This is a genomic window from Synechococcus sp. N19 (assembly GCF_900474045.1).
Lineage (GTDB): Bacteria > Cyanobacteriota > Cyanobacteriia > PCC-6307 > Cyanobiaceae > Parasynechococcus.
The window spans coordinates 129,386-145,027 of the sequence record NZ_UCNR01000009.1; the positions used below are offsets into that span (position 1 = coordinate 129,386).

The 15,642-nt window shown below is 64.0% G+C and carries 15 protein-coding genes, 2 tRNA genes and 1 other RNA gene; 11 read left to right on the forward strand and 7 right to left on the reverse strand.

The window, feature by feature from the left end; all coding sequences use genetic code 11:
- Positions 1 to 25: 25 nt before the first annotated feature.
- The 4 genes from DXY02_RS05755 (at position 26) to DXY02_RS05770 (ending at position 3,060) form a co-directional block, all read left to right on the forward strand.
- Positions 26 to 108, forward strand: a tRNA-Leu gene (locus DXY02_RS05755).
- 13 nt (positions 109 to 121) lie between these two features.
- Entirely contained in the window at positions 122 to 1,303 is a 1,182-nt protein-coding gene (locus DXY02_RS05760; RefSeq protein WP_114988436.1) for an aspartate aminotransferase family protein, read from the forward strand.
- On the forward strand, positions 1,304 to 2,518 hold the full coding sequence (locus tag DXY02_RS05765; RefSeq protein ID WP_114988437.1) for a folylpolyglutamate synthase/dihydrofolate synthase family protein: 1,215 nt from the start codon (positions 1,304 to 1,306) through the stop codon (positions 2,516 to 2,518).
- A 68-nt stretch (positions 2,519 to 2,586) separates the two neighbouring features.
- Positions 2,587 to 3,060: a pentapeptide repeat-containing protein gene (locus tag DXY02_RS05770; RefSeq protein ID WP_244276192.1), complete on the forward strand. Its 474-nt coding sequence runs from the start codon at positions 2,587 to 2,589 to the stop codon at positions 3,058 to 3,060.
- Positions 3,061 to 3,063: 3 nt separating this feature from the next.
- Here DXY02_RS05770 and DXY02_RS05775 read toward each other — a convergent pair whose 3' ends face one another.
- From DXY02_RS05775 to DXY02_RS05785, 3 genes are read right to left on the reverse strand one after another with little or no spacing between them, the layout of a single operon-like run.
- Positions 3,064 to 4,413: an FAD-binding oxidoreductase gene (locus tag DXY02_RS05775; RefSeq protein WP_114988439.1), complete on the reverse strand. Its 1,350-nt coding sequence runs from the start codon at positions 4,411 to 4,413 to the stop codon at positions 3,064 to 3,066.
- Positions 4,414 to 4,431: 18 nt separating this feature from the next.
- Positions 4,432 to 5,709, reverse strand: a complete 1,278-nt coding sequence (locus DXY02_RS05780; RefSeq protein WP_114988440.1) for an amidohydrolase family protein — start codon at positions 5,707 to 5,709, stop codon at positions 4,432 to 4,434.
- On the reverse strand, positions 5,709 to 6,098 hold the full coding sequence (locus tag DXY02_RS05785; protein ID WP_114988441.1) for a DUF4359 domain-containing protein: 390 nt from the start codon (positions 6,096 to 6,098) through the stop codon (positions 5,709 to 5,711). Before DXY02_RS05785 ends, DXY02_RS05780 begins: the two co-directional genes overlap by 1 nt.
- A gap of 84 nt (positions 6,099 to 6,182) precedes the next feature.
- On the opposite strand from DXY02_RS05785, the gene DXY02_RS05790 reads away from it, so the two are divergent.
- Positions 6,183 to 6,255 (forward strand) — tRNA-His (locus DXY02_RS05790).
- A gap of 3 nt (positions 6,256 to 6,258) precedes the next feature.
- On the opposite strand, the gene DXY02_RS05795 is transcribed toward DXY02_RS05790, so the two are convergent.
- Together DXY02_RS05795 and DXY02_RS05800 are read right to left on the reverse strand one after the other, a co-directional pair.
- A complete protein-coding gene (locus DXY02_RS05795) occupies positions 6,259 to 7,341 on the reverse strand; it encodes a DUF1611 domain-containing protein (RefSeq protein ID WP_114988442.1) in 1,083 nt (360 codons plus the stop codon).
- Positions 7,341 to 8,429 (reverse strand): dipeptide epimerase, encoded by a 1,089-nt coding sequence (locus DXY02_RS05800; RefSeq protein ID WP_170951503.1) that lies wholly within the window; start codon positions 8,427 to 8,429, stop codon positions 7,341 to 7,343. The genes DXY02_RS05795 and DXY02_RS05800 overlap by 1 nt, the downstream gene beginning before the upstream one ends.
- A 74-nt stretch (positions 8,430 to 8,503) precedes the next feature.
- Between DXY02_RS05800 and miaB the strand changes: the two genes are divergently transcribed.
- From miaB to ftsZ, 5 genes are all read left to right on the forward strand, one after another.
- Positions 8,504 to 9,898, forward strand: coding sequence for a tRNA (N6-isopentenyl adenosine(37)-C2)-methylthiotransferase MiaB (miaB, locus tag DXY02_RS05805; RefSeq protein ID WP_114988444.1), 1,395 nt, complete (start codon positions 8,504 to 8,506; stop codon positions 9,896 to 9,898).
- A gap of 51 nt (positions 9,899 to 9,949) precedes the next feature.
- Positions 9,950 to 11,002, forward strand: coding sequence for a D-alanine--D-alanine ligase family protein (locus DXY02_RS05810; RefSeq protein ID WP_114988445.1), 1,053 nt, complete (start codon positions 9,950 to 9,952; stop codon positions 11,000 to 11,002).
- A 23-nt stretch (positions 11,003 to 11,025) separates the two neighbouring features.
- Positions 11,026 to 11,436 carry a hypothetical protein gene (locus DXY02_RS05815; RefSeq protein ID WP_114988446.1) on the forward strand — a complete coding sequence of 137 codons (411 nt, stop codon included), beginning with the start codon at positions 11,026 to 11,028 and terminating at the stop codon, positions 11,434 to 11,436.
- Complete coding sequence (locus tag DXY02_RS05820; protein WP_244276168.1) at positions 11,424 to 12,269, forward strand: cell division protein FtsQ/DivIB; 846 nt, start codon at positions 11,424 to 11,426, stop codon at positions 12,267 to 12,269. Before DXY02_RS05815 ends, DXY02_RS05820 begins: the two co-directional genes overlap by 13 nt.
- 117 nt (positions 12,270 to 12,386) lie before the next feature.
- Positions 12,387 to 13,496 carry a cell division protein FtsZ gene (gene ftsZ, locus DXY02_RS05825; RefSeq protein WP_114988447.1) on the forward strand — a complete coding sequence of 370 codons (1,110 nt, stop codon included), beginning with the start codon at positions 12,387 to 12,389 and terminating at the stop codon, positions 13,494 to 13,496.
- A 41-nt stretch (positions 13,497 to 13,537) separates the two neighbouring features.
- Here ftsZ and ffs read toward each other — a convergent pair.
- Positions 13,538 to 13,635, reverse strand: an RNA gene (gene ffs / locus DXY02_RS05830) — signal recognition particle sRNA small type.
- Positions 13,636 to 13,678: 43 nt separating this feature from the next.
- Between ffs and panB the strand changes: the two genes are divergently transcribed.
- On the forward strand, positions 13,679 to 14,494 hold the full coding sequence (gene panB / locus DXY02_RS05835; RefSeq protein WP_114988448.1) for a 3-methyl-2-oxobutanoate hydroxymethyltransferase: 816 nt from the start codon (positions 13,679 to 13,681) through the stop codon (positions 14,492 to 14,494).
- On the opposite strand, the gene hemW is transcribed toward panB, so the two are convergent.
- Positions 14,406 to 15,611: a radical SAM family heme chaperone HemW gene (gene hemW, locus DXY02_RS05840; protein ID WP_114988449.1), complete on the reverse strand. Its 1,206-nt coding sequence runs from the start codon at positions 15,609 to 15,611 to the stop codon at positions 14,406 to 14,408. The two genes, panB and hemW, sit on opposite strands and share 89 nt — an antisense overlap.
- Positions 15,612 to 15,642: the final 31 nt, after the last annotated feature.

Here is a 15,642-nt window from a genome sequence, read left to right on the forward strand (position 1 = left end):
CCTTCAATCAATACAATCTCCGTGCGGGAGCCTGGCGGAATTGGTAGACGCAGCTGACTCAAAATCAGCCGGCCACTGGTCTTGGGGGTTCAAGTCCCCCGGCTCCCATCCCTCCGCCGTCATGAACACTTACGGCCGTTTCCCCTTGGCTCTGGCCAAGGGAAAGGGCTGCTGGGTCAAGGACACCCAAGGGCGGCGCTACCTGGATGCTGTTGCTGGCATTGCCACCTGCACCCTGGGCCACAGCGACAGGGCCATGCAGCGGGCTCTGCGCAAGCAGCTGGGACGGCTCCAGCATGTGTCCAACCTCTATCGGATTCCGGAACAGGAAGAGCTGGCCAGCTGGCTGGTGTGCAACAGCTGTGCCGACAGCGTCTTCTTCTGTAATTCCGGCGCCGAAGCCAATGAGGCCGCGATCAAGCTGGCGCGCAAGCACGGCCATCAACGGCGCGGCATCGAACAGCCAGTGATCCTCACGGCAGCAGCCAGCTTCCATGGCCGCACGCTCGCGGCGGTCACCGCCACCGGTCAACCCAAGTACCACAAGGGTTTCGAGCCCATGGTGACCGGGTTTGATTATTTCCCCTACAACGATCTGAAGGCCCTCGAAGCCCTGATCAACCGCTACGAACAGTCCGGTCCCTCAATCGCGGCCGTTCTGGTTGAACCCCTGCAAGGAGAGGGTGGCGTCAACCCTGGAGACCGCACTTTCTTCTCACGCCTGCGCGAGATCTGCAAGGAGCGAAACATCCTGCTGATCCTGGATGAGGTGCAGGTGGGCATGGGTCGGAGTGGCCGCCTCTGGGGTTATGAGCAACTGGGCATAACCCCTGACGCCTTCACCCTGGCCAAGGGCCTGGGCGGTGGTCATGCCATTGGTGCCCTGCTGGTGAACGCGTCAGCTGATGTGTTTGAACCCGGCGACCATGCCAGCACCTTCGGCGGCAATCCCTTTGCCTGCCGGGCGGGGTTGACGGTGGCCACCGAAATCGAACGACGAGATCTGCTGACCAACGTCACAGCCCGAGGCGAACAACTGTGTGACGGGCTCCAGGAGCTTGTGAACTGTTTCCCCGAGCACCTGCAAGGCGTGCGGGGCTGGGGCCTGCTGCAGGGCATCGTGATCCGGGAGGGCAGCAGTTGGACGGCCCCCGCGCTGGCGAAAGCCGCCATCGACCACGGTCTGCTGCTGGTGGCGGCCGGCCCCTCGGTGCTGCGCATGGTGCCCCCACTGACCATCAACAAGCGCGAGGTGCGCGAGCTGCTGTGCCGTCTGGCGGCAACCCTCTCCAGCCTCAGCTGAGTGGACGATCTGTCTGATCTAATCCCACGCTTCGACCTGCGTGGCATGGATCTGCAGTTGGATCGCATGGATGCGGCCCTGCACGAGCTCGACCATCCCTGTCGGACGATTCCCGCGATTCAGGTGCTGGGCACCAACGGGAAGGGATCCATCGTCAGCTTTCTGGAATCAGTCCTCTGTGCCGCCGGCCTCCGCTGCGGGGTCACCACCTCCCCTCACCTGGTGAGCTGGTGTGAACGCATCCGGATCCAGGGGACCCCCATTGCGATTGAAACCCTGCGCAGCCGGTTGCAGGCGCTCCAGCCCCTGAACGAACGGCATCGGCTCACCCCGTTTGAACTGCTGGTGACCGCAGCCCTGCTGGAGTTCCACCGGCACGCCTGCGACCTGCTGGTGCTGGAAGTGGGGCTGGGGGGACGGCTTGATGCCACCACGGCCCATCCCTGCCGTCCTGTGGTGGCCGTCGCCAGCATTGGGATGGACCACTGCGAGCACCTGGGCCACAGCCTCACCGCCATCGCAACCGAAAAAGCGGCAGCGATCCCGCCTCAGGCGACCGTGATCAGTGGAGCCCAAGCCCCTGAAGTGCAGGAGGTCCTGGAAACAACCTGCCGCACTCAGCAGGCCACGCTCCACTGGGTGAAGCCGCTGAATTCAAGCTGGCAGCTGGGCTTGCCCGGCGCCATTCAGCGAAGCAACGCCGCTGTGGCCCTCGGTGCCTTGCAAGCCCTCTCGGGCCTGGGCTGGTCGTTGCCTGAGGCGGTGATTCAGGAGGGCTTCGCCAAGGCCCACTGGCCCGGTCGCCTGCAAACCGTGCATTGGGGCGTCCACACGCTTCGCCTCGATGGAGCCCACAATCCACCGGCCGCAGTGCAGCTGGCCGAAGAACGCAGCCAGTGGAGTGGTGCCTGCAACGGTGTTGTTTGGATCCTGGCGATTCAGGCCCATAAGGACGCTGTCGCCATGCTCCAGACGCTGCTGCAGCCCCAGGACCAGGCCTGGATCATTCCGGTACCAAGCCACAGGAGCTGGAGTCGTTCGGCCCTCCTCCAGGCACTGCCCCAGCTCGAGCACCAGCTGCAGGAGGCCGACGGGCTCGACAGCGTGCTGCACCAGCTCAGCAGCAATGGATGGCCGACACCGATGCCGATTGTTGCCGGATCGCTTTATCTGATCGGTGAACTGTTCGCTCGCGGCGTTGTAACGGCAGAGTGAGCACAGCTTGGGCGTGAACTGTGCTGCGAATCTCCTGGTTGCTGGGCCTTCTCCTGCCCCTCCTGCTCATGGCAACGCCGGTCCAGGCCCTGGACACCTCAGCTGGAGTGGGACTGCAGGATCGTGCCCTGTTCCAGGAAAAGGTGGACTACACGCTCACCAACCAGAGCAACGGCGACTTCGAGGGGCAGAACCTGGCCAACACATCCTTCGCCGGAGCCGTGGGCCGCGGAGCGAACTTCCGGGGCACCAACCTGCATGGCGCGATCCTCACCCAAGGGGCCTTTACCGAAGCTGATTTCCAGGGAGCTGACCTCTCCGACGCCCTGATGGATCGCGCCGACTTCGTCGCCACCGATCTACGCAATGCCGTGCTGACGGGGATCATTGCGTCGGGCAGCAGCTTCAGCAACGCTCAGATCGAGGGGGCCGATTTCACGGATGCCCTGCTCGATCGTGATGATCAACGCCGGCTGTGCAGCGAGGCCGATGGCATCAACCCCAGCACCGGAGTTTCCACCTTCGACAGCTTGGGCTGCTGATCCTCAGGAGCGCTCCTCCCAACCTCGAAGCTTGCCGGGATTGAGCAGGCCCTCGGGATCAAAGCGCTGCTTGGCCGCCACCTGATCGGCATCGATTACGCCAAGGCCGCCGTCTTCCACGGTGATCACGTGGGGGTTGAACAACACGGCACCCGCGGCCCTGCAGTCGTCCATCAACCGCTTCAGCTGATCTGCCCCCTGCCAACGCACGAGCGGCAGAGCCGCCAGCCGAGGACAGCCCTGCTGACGCACAAGCTCGAGATGCCAGAGCAGGGCATCACCCCAGCGCTGCTTCAAGGCCGCCATCGCTGGGGCCTCCGGTTGCGGCAACAACATCTGCAGGTAGGTCCATCCCGGCTCTGAAGCCCGCACATGCAGGGTGGTGTGGTTCCAGCTCAGCTCGCGCAAGCCATTACCCCCGGAGAAATCCTCAGGGCCGAGATCCCGCAGGATGGCGCCAGCTGACTGCGCCATCCGTTGCAGGCTGTTGAGCCCATCGGGGGCAACAAGCAACAGCAGCCGGTGCGCCGAGACGGCAGGACCACCCCAGCTGGGCATCCGGGGCAATAGCGGCTGTTCGAGCAGGCTCGCCAAATGGAGATCCAAGGCCGAGGCAGCGATCCGTTGCATCAGCTCAATCGCCTGCTCCCAGTGCTCGCAGTCCACACTCACCTGGTGCCAGTTGACCGCTGGAGCTGTGGCCAGGCTGAGGGCCGTGATGATGCCGTTGGTGCCGTAGGCGTGATTCAAAGCCTCCGCATCCATCTCGCCGAGTTGATGGCGCCGGGCATCGGGGCGTAGCGGCACGATCTCCAACCCGAGCAGATGACCTGGATCCCGCAGGAAGCCCCAGCGCAGGGAACCGATGCCCCCAGAGCCCCCTGCCACAAAGCCGCCAATTGTGGCGCTGCGCCAGGTGCTGGGCATCAAGCGCAGCTGGCGTCCATGGCGGCGCAACTCCTGATCCAGATCGCGCATCACACAGCCCGGTTCCACGGTCACCACCCCGGTGATCGGATCAATCGAGCGAATCTGCCGCAGGGCCGTGGTGAGCATCACCACGCCGCCCTGCAGAGGCACACACTGGCCGTAGTTCCCTGTCCCGGAGCCGCGCAGGGTTAAGGGAACCTGGTGCTCGGCGCAGGCCGAAGCCAGCCGTTCAACGGCATCCACCGTGCGCGGACGCACCACCAACTCAGCACGGCAGGCCTCCAGCCGCGGCGTCAGCACGGGGGAGTACTCAAAGGCGTCCCGGGAATGGCGCTGCAGCTCCCCCGGTTCATCCAACAACTCCAGTTCCGGATCAACGCTGAGGGCTTGCCGCAGGGCAATCAAGGCTTCGGCGCGACCCATGGCGTGGCGTAACACTGGTCAGGGTCTAGCGCCTGGCGACGACTGCCAGTGGCCGTCCACGAGAACCTGACGCTGAGGAGCACAACGGATCAGGTCCGACCATCCCTGGACCTCCATGCTGATCAGATCGGCAGGAGCGCCGGCCCGCAGCACCCCATCCCATTCCAGTTGAAGAATGGCCGGCGGTGCCGTGGTGAAAGGGGCCAGGCCCAGACGCTGCCAGGGCAACAACTGAGTCAACGGAATCGATGCGGCCAGCAGGGCCAAGGGATCGAAGTCACCTCCCGGGAACCAGGGATCGGCCACGTTGTCACCCGCCACCGCCACAGGAACACCGGAACGTTGCAACTGACGGATCGGGGCCTGCGGACGCTGAAGGGGAGTTGCATCGTCCGCCCGTGCGAGCAACCAGGCATTGGTCAGGGGCAGGGCAATCACACTGAGCTGCGCTGCTGCCATGCGCTCTGCCAACCGCGCCAGAGAGGACGCCGACAGAAGGGAAAGACTGCTGGCATGGCTGCAGGTGACGGGAACCTGCAGCGGCACGCGCTGCAGGGCCTTCAACAGCTGAACCATGCCCTGCGCCGGACCATGATCCGCCTCATCGATGTGCAGATCGACGCCGCAGTTGTGGCGATCAGCCAGGCGCAACAACACCTCCAACTGCTCCGTGACCACGGCCGCTCCACAAGGAGGTGTCAGAACACCACCAAGGCAGCCGCCACTGGCGGCCACACGACGCGCCAGAGCATCCGCTTCAGCTGAACACCAGAATTCCAAGGGCACCAGCGCCACCAGCTGCAAGTCGATGCGGCGGCGCCAGCGCTGCTGCAGGGTGAGCAAGGCATCCCAGCTGGGCTCAGCGCCAGGGCCTCCACTGTCCACATGGCTGCGCATGGCCCGCAGCCCATGGGCGAACGCTCTCTCCATGGCGCGTTCTCCGCGTTGAAGCACGCAGGCCACGGTTCGGGAGCTGTGCTCCCGCAGGTTGGCCTCCAGGGCACCCCCGTAGCTGCCGCTGAGGTTGGGATGCTCCTGCCAGGTGTAGGCCTTGTCCAGATGGACATGGCAGTCGACCAAGCGCGGCAACACCATTCGAGACGGTGGCTCGCGTTCGGCAGACAGGGGCTGGGGCTCCCGCAGACGCCCCTGCTCCCAGGCCAGGCGCACGGGCGTCAGCCCTTGCTTCTCAACCTCCGGCAAGGGCGTTGAAGAGGCGAAATCCAGCAGTCCCAGGGGCGCCCAGGCCTCAAGGACACCACTCCCCGGCTTGGACTCAAGCGACGGGGCATCCATCACCGCTCAGCACCGTTTCTGGCATCGGTGCTGAGGACCACGAAACGACCGGCCACACCAAGGCTGAGCACTTCAAAACCAGGCAGGCGCAGACCGGGCAGTATCTCCTTCCTTTCCATCCGGGTGGAATACAGACTGGCCACCAACAAGTTTCGCCGGGTGGTGAACTGACCCGCCAACGCCGCCAGTGCATCCCGCTGGGAGGCGATCAGCTCAGGGCAATTGCGAATCCAGAGACGGAGCACCATCGGCAGGGTCGGCTCGTCGCACAGTTCCTTGGTGCCCAACTGGAGCAGCTGATCACCGGCATGAGCTTGATAGTCCTCCAACGACGGGTTGGACACCACCAGCGAGAGCACCCCGACCGCTGCAATCCCCCCCGCCAACATCGCCAGAGCAGACCGACCTTGCGGACGCGATGAAGAGGACACCAGGCAGGCTGCAGCTCGTGTTGGTAGATTCTCACGGACGCGGCGGGCGTCGCCAAGTGGTTAAGGCAGCGGCTTGTGGCGCCGCTATTCGGGGGTTCGAATCCCCTCGCTCGCCCTCTCAACAATTCAACAAAGTCCTGAGAAGCGGTTCTGCTCCCCAGCGGATCGGATCTGTGCAGGGCAGACCCAGCGTCCGGCGGATGCGCTCCACCTCGTCTCGAGCCTGAGCCTCATCAAGGCGGGCGGTGTTAAGGGCGACAGCGGCCACCTTGGCTGGCTCAGCAGCCCCATCAGGCCGCGCCCAGCTCGCCAGGGATTCTGTGGTGGCCACCAAGGCCTCAAGGCTTGGAAGCAGGATCTGAGGCAGTCGATCGATGGTCTGCTGTGCTGCCCGATGCACGAGCAACAGGGCCGTCGGCTGCGTGCCCCGCAACAGCGGCAACGTGGCCGTGGAGGCCGGATGGCAGAGCGATCCCTGACCCTCCACCAGCACAAGACCCTGCTCCGGCAGAGCCGCCGCCGCGCGAAGCACCGCCGCCTCTACCGCACCGGCGGCGTAATCGACGCGCACAGCATCCAGGGCGACCCCTTCTCCGCTGATCAGAATTCCGGCCTGCCCTGTGCCCACAAAGCGCGCGGGGATCCCGGAGCGCTGGGCTGCCTCCAGGAGAGACAGGCATGCGCTCATCTTGCCGACAGCCATATCGGTGCCAATCGCCAGAAGGCGCCGGCAGGGAAGCTCTGCGGCGCGTGCCTGGCCAACGTTGAGGCCTTCCGGCTCCCGGCGCAGATCCCATATCCAACGGTCGCGCCAGCAGGCGTCTGCCAGTTCGGGATCTTCGGCCAGGCGGGTGTGGAGTCCGCTGGCGAGATGAAGGCCTGCGCGCAACGCCGCCAAGGCGTCGTGGCGAACAGGATCAGGCAGCCGCCCCCCCGAAGGAGCCAGGCCCACCACAGCAACCTCAGGCTCGTAGGGCAGAGCAGCAGACAAGTCCGCCACCACCGGCACATCACGCTCGATGCCGGTGACGCGTTGCAGAGACTGGCCCGCATGGTCGGGATCGATCACCGCGACGATCGGTCCAGCACGGTGGCGGAGCATGGCCAGACCGGTCTTGCCGGTGAGGCTGGCCAAACCGCCGTGTTGGAGCAGCACCAACCGCATCTCCCGAAATCCCGACGGCGCTTGAATCCCGCTCATCACGCAGCTGTGCCTCCTGCCTGGCGGATCCCCAATCCAGCCATCGCAGAAGGCCGCAGACGATCGTCCTGCAACTCAAGGCCAACAAAGGGGTCATCCACCAAGTTGAGATGGCTGTCGAGATCCGGCCAACGAATCAGAGGCAAGATCTGGGCCGCTGCACCGTTCAACAACGAACTGTCGGAGTAGCAACCCACCATCAGGTCCAGCTCCTTCTTCTGCGCCACTTGGGCCATTAACAAGGCCTGACTGAGCCCCCCGGTCTTGAGCAGCTTGAGATTCACGCCATCCACCACTGGGGCCAGGCGCAGCAGATCCTCCAGATCCCAGCAACTTTCATCCGCCACCAAGGCCATCGGACAGTGCCGGTGCAGCGCCGCGAATCCTGCTGTGTCCTGCGTGGGATCCAGGTCTGGAGCCAGAGGCTGCTCCAGCAGCACCACCTGGTGTGCGGCCAGGGGCTCCAGCATTTGCCTGGCCTGATTCACGGTCCATCCGCCATTGGCATCCACCTGCAGTTCGATGGCCACACCCTGCCGCTGGGATCGATCCGTGATGGCCTGAGCCACCGCCCCCAACAGGCTGAGGTCGTGGTCCAAGCCGTCAGGGCTGCCCAGCTTGAGCTTCACCCGCGTCGCCGGCAGCTGCGTCCACCAGCGTTCGAGACGATCCAACACGGCATCCACTGAAGCCAGTCCCAGGGTGACGCTGGTGGCCACACCCTCGGCTGGGTCCAATCCCCAGAGCCGCCACAGCGGATGGCCGAGCCGTTGCCCATGCCAGTCCCACAAGGCCAGGTCGATGGCACAACGGGCCGGGGGACTCAGGGATGCAAGCAGGGGCTCAAACCATTGCGGACGGTGGGGATCCAGAGCTTCCAGTTGCGGCAAAAGCCCCAGCAGTTCCTGTTCCACAGCCTCAAGGGCAAAGGCTCGGTGGCCGGTCTCAAATCCCCCGGTCTCGCCGCGGCCCACCAGCCCATCACGTTCCAACCTGAGCTCCAACCGCACCACGGCAGCTGTGGTGCCTCTGCTGATCGTGAGGGGCACGGCCTTGGTGAGCGAAAACCGTGTGAGGGCCCAGCCCATCGCCATCCGGCTGTCAATCTCCAAACTGACACAACACCGCTGTGACTCACACTGAGAGGGCTTGAGCCAGAGATTTGGTCGCCTCCGCCCCCCTCGCCACTGACGCCACCGCCAACCCCCAGCGCGGCAGCTACTGGATCACCACGTTCGGCTGCCAGATGAACAAGGCGGACTCCGAACGGATGGCGGGAATCCTGGAGGCCATGGGCTATCGGGAGGCGTCAGCCGAACTGGATGCCGATCTGGTGCTTTACAACACCTGCACCATCCGGGACAACGCCGAGCAGAAGGTTTACAGCTACCTCGGCAGACAGGCCCAGAGGAAACGCAGCAACCCCAATCTCACCCTGGTGGTGGCGGGCTGCGTTGCTCAGCAGGAGGGCGAGTCCCTGCTCCGGCGGGTGCCGGAGCTGGATCTGGTGATGGGACCGCAACACGCCAATCGGCTTGAAACCCTTCTGCTGCAGGTGGACAGCGGTCAGCAGGTGGTCGCCACCGAAGACCACCACATCCTTGAAGACATCACCACGGCCCGCCGGGACAGCAGCATCTGTGGCTGGGTGAACGTGATCTACGGCTGCAACGAACGTTGCACTTACTGCGTGGTGCCCTCCGTGCGCGGCAAGGAACAATCACGGCTGCCCCAGGCGATCAAGCTGGAAATGGAGGGTCTTGCCGCCCAGGGCTACAAGGAGATCACTCTGCTCGGCCAGAACATTGATGCCTATGGCCGCGATCTGCCGGGCATCACGCCGGAGGGTCGCCGCCAACACACCCTCACGGATCTGCTCCATCACGTCCACGACGTAGAGGGCATTGAACGGATCCGTTTTGCCACCAGCCATCCGCGCTACTTCACCGAGCGGCTGATCGATGCCTGTGCCGACCTGCCCAAGCTCTGCGAACACTTCCACATTCCGTTTCAGAGCGGCGACAACGACGTGTTGCAGGCCATGGCCCGGGGCTACACCGTTGAGCGCTACCGGCGGATCATCGACCGCATCCGTGAGCGCATGCCCGATGCCTCCCTCAGTGCCGATGTGATCGTTGCCTTCCCTGGCGAAACCGATGCGCAGTACCGCCGAACCCTCGATCTGATCGAAGAGATCGGTTTCGATCAGGTGAACACAGCGGCCTATTCACCCCGGCCCAATACCCCTGCAGCCCATTGGGACAACCAGCTGCCGGAGGAGGTGAAGGTGGAACGCCTGCGCGAAATCAATGCCCTGGTGGAACGCTGCGCCCGCAAGGCCAATGCCCGCTACGAGGGGCGCACGGAAGAAGTGCTGGCGGAGGGCATCAACCCCAAGGACCCATCGCAGCTGATGGGGCGAACCCGCACCAATCGCTTAACCTTCTTCAGCTCCACCGGAGCGGATGGTCGTGCCTACAAAGCGGGCGATCTCGTACCGGTGCGCATCGATGCGGTGCGCTCCTTTTCACTCAGCGGCAGCCCACTGCCCCACTGAGCACAACGCTGATACCTTTGGCGCTCCCTCCGCTCAGGGGTCGCCGCATTCATGCCGTCCAGTCCCATCACGGTCGGGCTCGTCTTTGGAGGCCGCTCTGGAGAGCACGACGTGTCGATCCGATCTGCGGCGACCGTCGTCCGAGGCCTGCGCAGCGGGCAGAACCGAGAGCTATACACGGTGCAGCCGATCTACATCGACCGTGATGGTCGCTGGTGGGGAACAGATCTGTCCGAGGCAACCCTGGCCTCCGAAACCGCACCGGAGCTCAACCCACCTCTGCCCCCATCAGGATTCCAGGGGTTCCCGGAGGGATGTGATGCGGTCGACCTCTGGTACCCGGTGCTGCATGGTCCCAATGGAGAAGACGGCACCATTCAGGGGTTGTTCCAGCTGACCGGCAAACCGTTCGTTGGCGCCGGCGTGCTCGGCTCAGCCGTCAGCATGGACAAGCAGGCGATGAAATCTGCTTTCGCCAGCGCCGGGCTGTCCCAGGTGCCCTATGTGGCCCTTCACGCGTCCGAACTCGAGAACGCGATCAGCCGATCGGCCCTCATGGATCGGATTGAACGCGAACTGAACTACCCCTGCTTTGTGAAGCCCGCCAATCTCGGCTCCTCGGTGGGCATCAGCAAGGTGCGTTCCCGCCAAGAACTGGAAGCAGGCCTCAATCAGGCTGCAGCGCTCGATCCAAGGCTGGTGGTGGAGCAGGGCGTCAACGCCCGAGAGGTGGAATGCGCCGTCCTGGGGGGACGCATGCTCGAAGCTTCGGTGATCGGTGAGGTTCGTTTTGATGCGGACTGGTACGACTACGAGACGAAATACACCGCAGGGCGCAGCACCACGTTGATTCCCGCTCCACTACCCGATGAAGTGGCTGACCGCATCCGCGCCCAGGCCCTGCAGGCCTGCGCTGCCGTGGGCGTCAACGGCATGGGTCGGGTGGATTTCTTCTACGACGACACCAACGATCAGCTCTGGATCAACGAAATCAACACCCTGCCTGGTTTCACGGCCCAGAGCATGTTCCCGATGCTCTGGGCGGCCAGCGGCGTAACACTCGAACAGTTGGTGCACAAACTGATCCAAACCGCAGGAGAATGAACGCAGCGTCCTTCGCCTAACCCATGAGCCACGGACTGCTCTGGTTTCCTCTGCTGCTGGCCTTTGTGCTGCTGGCGTCGCTCGGATGGCTGGAACGGCGGCGCCAAAACCTGTTTCGCACCTGGGCCGAAGGCTCCGAACTCGCCAAGCTCGATGGTTGTGGTGGTGCCCGTCTGAAAGACGGAGAACTGCACTGGAGCAGCTTCGAGGCGGGAAGTTTTCAGGATCAGGGCTCGTTTGACGTCTGCAAACTCGAGCTTGTGGAGCTGATGTCGCTGGCGTCCGGTGATGCGCCCCTCACCGACGAATCCCAGGGGCGTTGTCGGCTGCGCCTCATTGGGAAAGATCTACAGATGGATGTGCCCTTCTCTGATGCCGACCGCGCGCGCAGCTGGGGTGAGCAGCTGATGGCACGGGCCCGATGCGACCTGTGAGCCGGGTCTCGACCAACAACAAATCCTCCCAAAGGCCGGTTTCCGCGAAGGTCGCCCGGCGCCGGGACTTGCGCCGGCAGCGCCGCCAGACCCTGTTGCTTCAGCTCTGGCGCTTTGTGGCCTTGCTGCTGCTCAGTGGCGGATTCAGCTGGATCTTGCTGCGCCATGGCTGGACGCTGCGGAGCCCTGAGGCAGTCATCCTGACCGGAGGTGCTGCCCTTGAGAGCAATCAGGTGATCGAGGCGGCCAAGCTTCGCTTTCCCTCACTCCTGCTGGAGGTCAGTCCAAGGGAACTGGAACAACAGCTGGTCGGGGTCTTACCGGTTCACAGCGCTCACGTGCAGCGCCGGATGTTCCCCGCTCGCCTCGTCATCAGCCTGAAGCCGGAGATTCCCATCGCACGCGCTGAGCGTCGGGGACCCGCTGGACGGGAACGGGGGCTGCTCAACGCCGCAGGTGAATGGATTCCCCTGAGCGACGCCGTAGCAGATCCGCTCACGGAGATCATGGTGCGCGGCTGGAATAGCCCGCAACGCGGTCAGGTCGCTGCGCTGCTGCAACAACGGAATCGCTTCGCCGGGATGCTGAAAGCCATCGTGCTTGATCCCGACGGCAACATCAGTCTGATCACCACTGAGCTGGGGCGGATTCATCTCGGTGGCGAACCGGCCCTCTTAAACACCCAAATCGAAACGATCCTCCATCTGAACCGGACGTTGCCAAAGCACCTGCGCGGGGCCCATCACAGCAGCCTTGATCTCAGCAATCCGGACCGCCCGGAACTGCAACTGCCGGCGCAACCCGCCCCCAAGCAGCCCAAAACTGAACCCTGAAACCTTCGGGTGGAAAATCTGGAGACCACAACCTCAGCTCCTGGTTTGTGATCTGTTGAAGCCGAGACAAGGCTTCAGGGACATAATGCAACGCAACCACACGGTTCTGCCTCGACGATGGAGATGGTGAGCGGCTCAGGGTCTTTCACGGCAGCTGGTATCCAGCCCAGCCAGTCCGCCCGCATCGAGGTCATCGGCGTTGGGGGTGGCGGCAGCAATGCCGTCAACCGCATGATCCTCAGCGACCTTGAGGGGGTTGGATACCGCGTTCTCAACACCGATGCCCAGGCCCTGATCCAGTCGCAGGCTCAGCAACGGCTGCAGTTGGGGCAGACCCTGACCCGCGGACTGGGTGCCGGCGGCAACCCCACCATCGGCCAGAAGGCAGCTGAAGAATCCCGCACGGATCTGCACGATGCACTGCAGGGCTCAGATCTGGTGTTCATTGCCGCTGGCATGGGCGGTGGAACGGGGACTGGTGCAGCACCAGTGGTGGCCGAAGTCGCCCGTGAAGTCGGTGCTCTCACCGTGGGCATCGTGACCAAGCCGTTCAGCTTCGAGGGCCGTCGTCGCATGCGTCAGGCCGACGAAGGCATCGCTCGGTTGGCGGAACACGTTGACACCCTGATCGTGATCCCCAACGACCGCCTGCGTGATGCCATCGGCGGAGCTCCCCTTCAGGAAGCCTTCCGGAGTGCGGACGACGTCCTGCGCATGGGCGTCAAAGGCATCAGCGACATCATCACCTGCCCGGGCCTGGTGAACGTTGACTTTGCTGACGTTCGCTCAGTGATGACCGAAGCAGGCACAGCACTGCTGGGCATCGGCATCGGTTCCGGTCGCTCAAGAGCCGTGGAAGCAGCCCAAGCCGCGATTGCAAGCCCGCTGCTGGAAACCGAGCGCATCGATGGCGCCAAGGGCTGTGTGATCAACATCAGCGGTGGTAAGGACATGACCCTGGAGGACATGACCACTGCTTCCGAGGTGATTTACGACGTTGTTGATCCCGAAGCCAACATCATCGTTGGCGCTGTGGTGGATGAGGCCCTCGAAGGGGAGATCCACGTGACGGTGATCGCTACAGGCTTCGAGAACAAGCAGCCGTACCGCAGCGAGCGCAGCCGCTCCGCGCCCGGAATGCTGAATCGTGGGGAGCCCGAAGAGAACGGCGCCCGCATTCCTGAGTTCCTGCGTCGCCGTCAGCAACAGGACAACGGCAGCTTGTGAAATCGCTGTCAGACCGCGAGGTCTGACAGCTCATTTGAATGTGGTGACCCGGAACCCACGCCTGCCCTGAGCATCCCGTGTGGCTGCTCCCTTCCGGTCCTGACCAGATTTGGGCGTCAGAGCCGCATGGGCCCGAATCGGCCGAATGCTAGCAATGAGCCCCCGAGGGGTTCTGAATCTGCATGCGTCCTTCTGATCTGACCCGCTTCAAGCAGAAGGGCCAACCCATCGCCGTGCTCACCGCTTGGGACAGCCTCTCTGCAGCTCTGGCCGAGGCCGCCGGTGCAGACGTGCTGCTGATCGGTGATTCACTGGCGATGGTGGCGCTGGGCCATGCCACAACACTCCCGGTGAGCCTGGACCAGATGCTCCATCACACCCAGGCAGTCGCCCGGGGATTGACGGCCATGCCGGCCGATCAGCCCCTGCTGGTCTGTGACCTGCCCTTTCTCAGCTACCAGTGCGGCAAAGACCGCGCCGTGGCGGCTGCAGGGCGTTTGTTGAAGGAGTCCAGCGCAGCGGCGGTAAAATTGGAGGGGGCGGAACCCGAGGTTGTCGCCGTAATCGACCGTCTTGTGCGCATGGGCATTCCCGTGATGGGGCATCTGGGCCTCACCCCGCAGGCCGTGCATCGCCTGGGGTACAGGCGCCAGGCCACGGACGCCATCAGCCAGGAACGCCTGGTCGATCAGGCGCGCACCCTCGAGCAGAAGGGCTGCTTCTCCCTGGTGGTGGAACATGTTCCTGCCGAGCTGGCGTGCCGGGTGCAGCAGGCGCTGACCATCCCGGTGATCGGCATCGGGGCAGGTGACGGCTGCGACGGCCAGGTGCGCGTCACCGCAGACCTGCTGGGGCTCACCGCCAAACAACCTCCCTTCAGCCCAGCGCTGGTGGATGGCCGCCGCCTGTTCATCGACGCATTGAAGGGTTGGGTCCAGCAGACACGGAACAACACTCTTCCCACCACAGAATCACCTCAATCAGCACCTGATTGCTGAGGGCCATGCCCTCGGGGTCGGTAAGGCACCAACGACCTGCCCGCTGCTGCAGCCATCCACGCTCAACGAGCGGTTGCCAGCGGCGCACCAGGGCATCGGCATCAAGACCTTGAAGGGTCACCCCTTCCCGGCGCCGCAGACCCACCAGCAATTGATCATCCAGGGGGAGTCCAGCCTCGGCGACTGATTCCTCAGGACGATGATCCAGCCATTCCGCGTAAGCGGCGCGGGTGCGGGGTCGCGCCAAACGCACCCCCCAGGGTGCTGATGTCGCTCCCATGCCAAAACCCCACCAGCCGGCACCGCTCCAGTACACCCGGTTGTGACGGGAGGCATGGCCCGGACGGGCGTGGTTGGAAATCTCATAGCGGCTGAGTCCAGCAGCCGACAGCCGTTGTGTGGTCCGCTCCATCAAGGCAACGGCCAGGTCGTCCTCCGGCAGCTGCAACAGGCCAAGCGTTCGTTGGCGATCAAACACCGTGCCCGGCTCCACCGAGAGGTCGTAAATCGAGAGATGGGGAGCCTGACTGGCAATGGCCTGATCCAACTGCGCATCCCACCCGGCCAGGGTCTGGCCCGGGAGGTTCTGGATGAGATCGAGACTCCAGGACCGAAGCGCGCCATCGCGCCAGGCCTGAACCAGCCAGTCGATCGCCGCATGGAGGTCGCTCTGGCGATGCCGACGCCCCAGCTGCTCGAGCACCGCATCATCAAAGCTCTGCCCCCCCAGGCTGATGCGGTTCACGCCACGGGCCAGAACGGAGGCCAACTGCGCGGCATCAAAGGTTGCCGGATCCATCTCCAGGGTGATTTCCGCACCCGGTTGAAGACCGAATTTGTTAGTCAAGGCATCGATCAGTGCTCCGATCTGATCGGGGCACAACAGCGATGGCGTTCCCCCGCCGATGTACACGGTGGATAAGGGCGGACCCCCTGGGGCAGAGGCGATTTCCCGATGCAGCGAGCTCAGGTACTCACGGATCGAGCGACTGCCAGGCCCGTTGTCGGCTCGGGCCTGGTCCCCCAGGGGAACCACGGCGAAATCGCAGTAATAACAGCGCCGGTGGCAGAAGGGAATGTGGAGGTAGGCGCTGCGGGGCGGGATGGGATAAGGCATGCTTCTGGCATCCGGATCGAGCTACCACGAC

Excerpts from the sequence above, each read along its gene's own strand:
- DXY02_RS05770 (WP_244276192.1), top strand. The coding sequence starts at position 2,587 with ATGGCAACGCCGGTCCAGGCCCTGGACACCTCAGCTGGAGTGGGACTG.
- DXY02_RS05810 (WP_114988445.1), top strand. The coding sequence starts at position 9,950 with ATGCCGTCCAGTCCCATCACGGTCGGGCTCGTCTTTGGAGGCCGCTCT.
- DXY02_RS05785 (WP_114988441.1), bottom strand. The coding sequence starts at position 6,098 with ATGTTGGCGGGGGGGATTGCAGCGGTCGGGGTGCTCTCGCTGGTGGTG.
- DXY02_RS05775 (WP_114988439.1), bottom strand. The coding sequence starts at position 4,413 with ATGGGTCGCGCCGAAGCCTTGATTGCCCTGCGGCAAGCCCTCAGCGTT.
- DXY02_RS05795 (WP_114988442.1), bottom strand. The coding sequence starts at position 7,341 with ATGAGCGGGATTCAAGCGCCGTCGGGATTTCGGGAGATGCGGTTGGTG.
- DXY02_RS05820 (WP_244276168.1), top strand. The coding sequence starts at position 11,424 with ATGCGACCTGTGAGCCGGGTCTCGACCAACAACAAATCCTCCCAAAGG.
- DXY02_RS05780 (WP_114988440.1), bottom strand. The coding sequence starts at position 5,709 with ATGGATGCCCCGTCGCTTGAGTCCAAGCCGGGGAGTGGTGTCCTTGAG.
- DXY02_RS05760 (WP_114988436.1), top strand. The coding sequence starts at position 122 with ATGAACACTTACGGCCGTTTCCCCTTGGCTCTGGCCAAGGGAAAGGGC.
- ftsZ (WP_114988447.1), top strand. The coding sequence starts at position 12,387 with ATGGAGATGGTGAGCGGCTCAGGGTCTTTCACGGCAGCTGGTATCCAG.
- DXY02_RS05815 (WP_114988446.1), top strand. The coding sequence starts at position 11,026 with ATGAGCCACGGACTGCTCTGGTTTCCTCTGCTGCTGGCCTTTGTGCTG.
- DXY02_RS05800 (WP_170951503.1), bottom strand. The coding sequence starts at position 8,429 with ATGGGCTGGGCCCTCACACGGTTTTCGCTCACCAAGGCCGTGCCCCTC.
- panB (WP_114988448.1), top strand. The coding sequence starts at position 13,679 with ATGCGTCCTTCTGATCTGACCCGCTTCAAGCAGAAGGGCCAACCCATC.
- hemW (WP_114988449.1), bottom strand. The coding sequence starts at position 15,611 with ATGCCTTATCCCATCCCGCCCCGCAGCGCCTACCTCCACATTCCCTTC.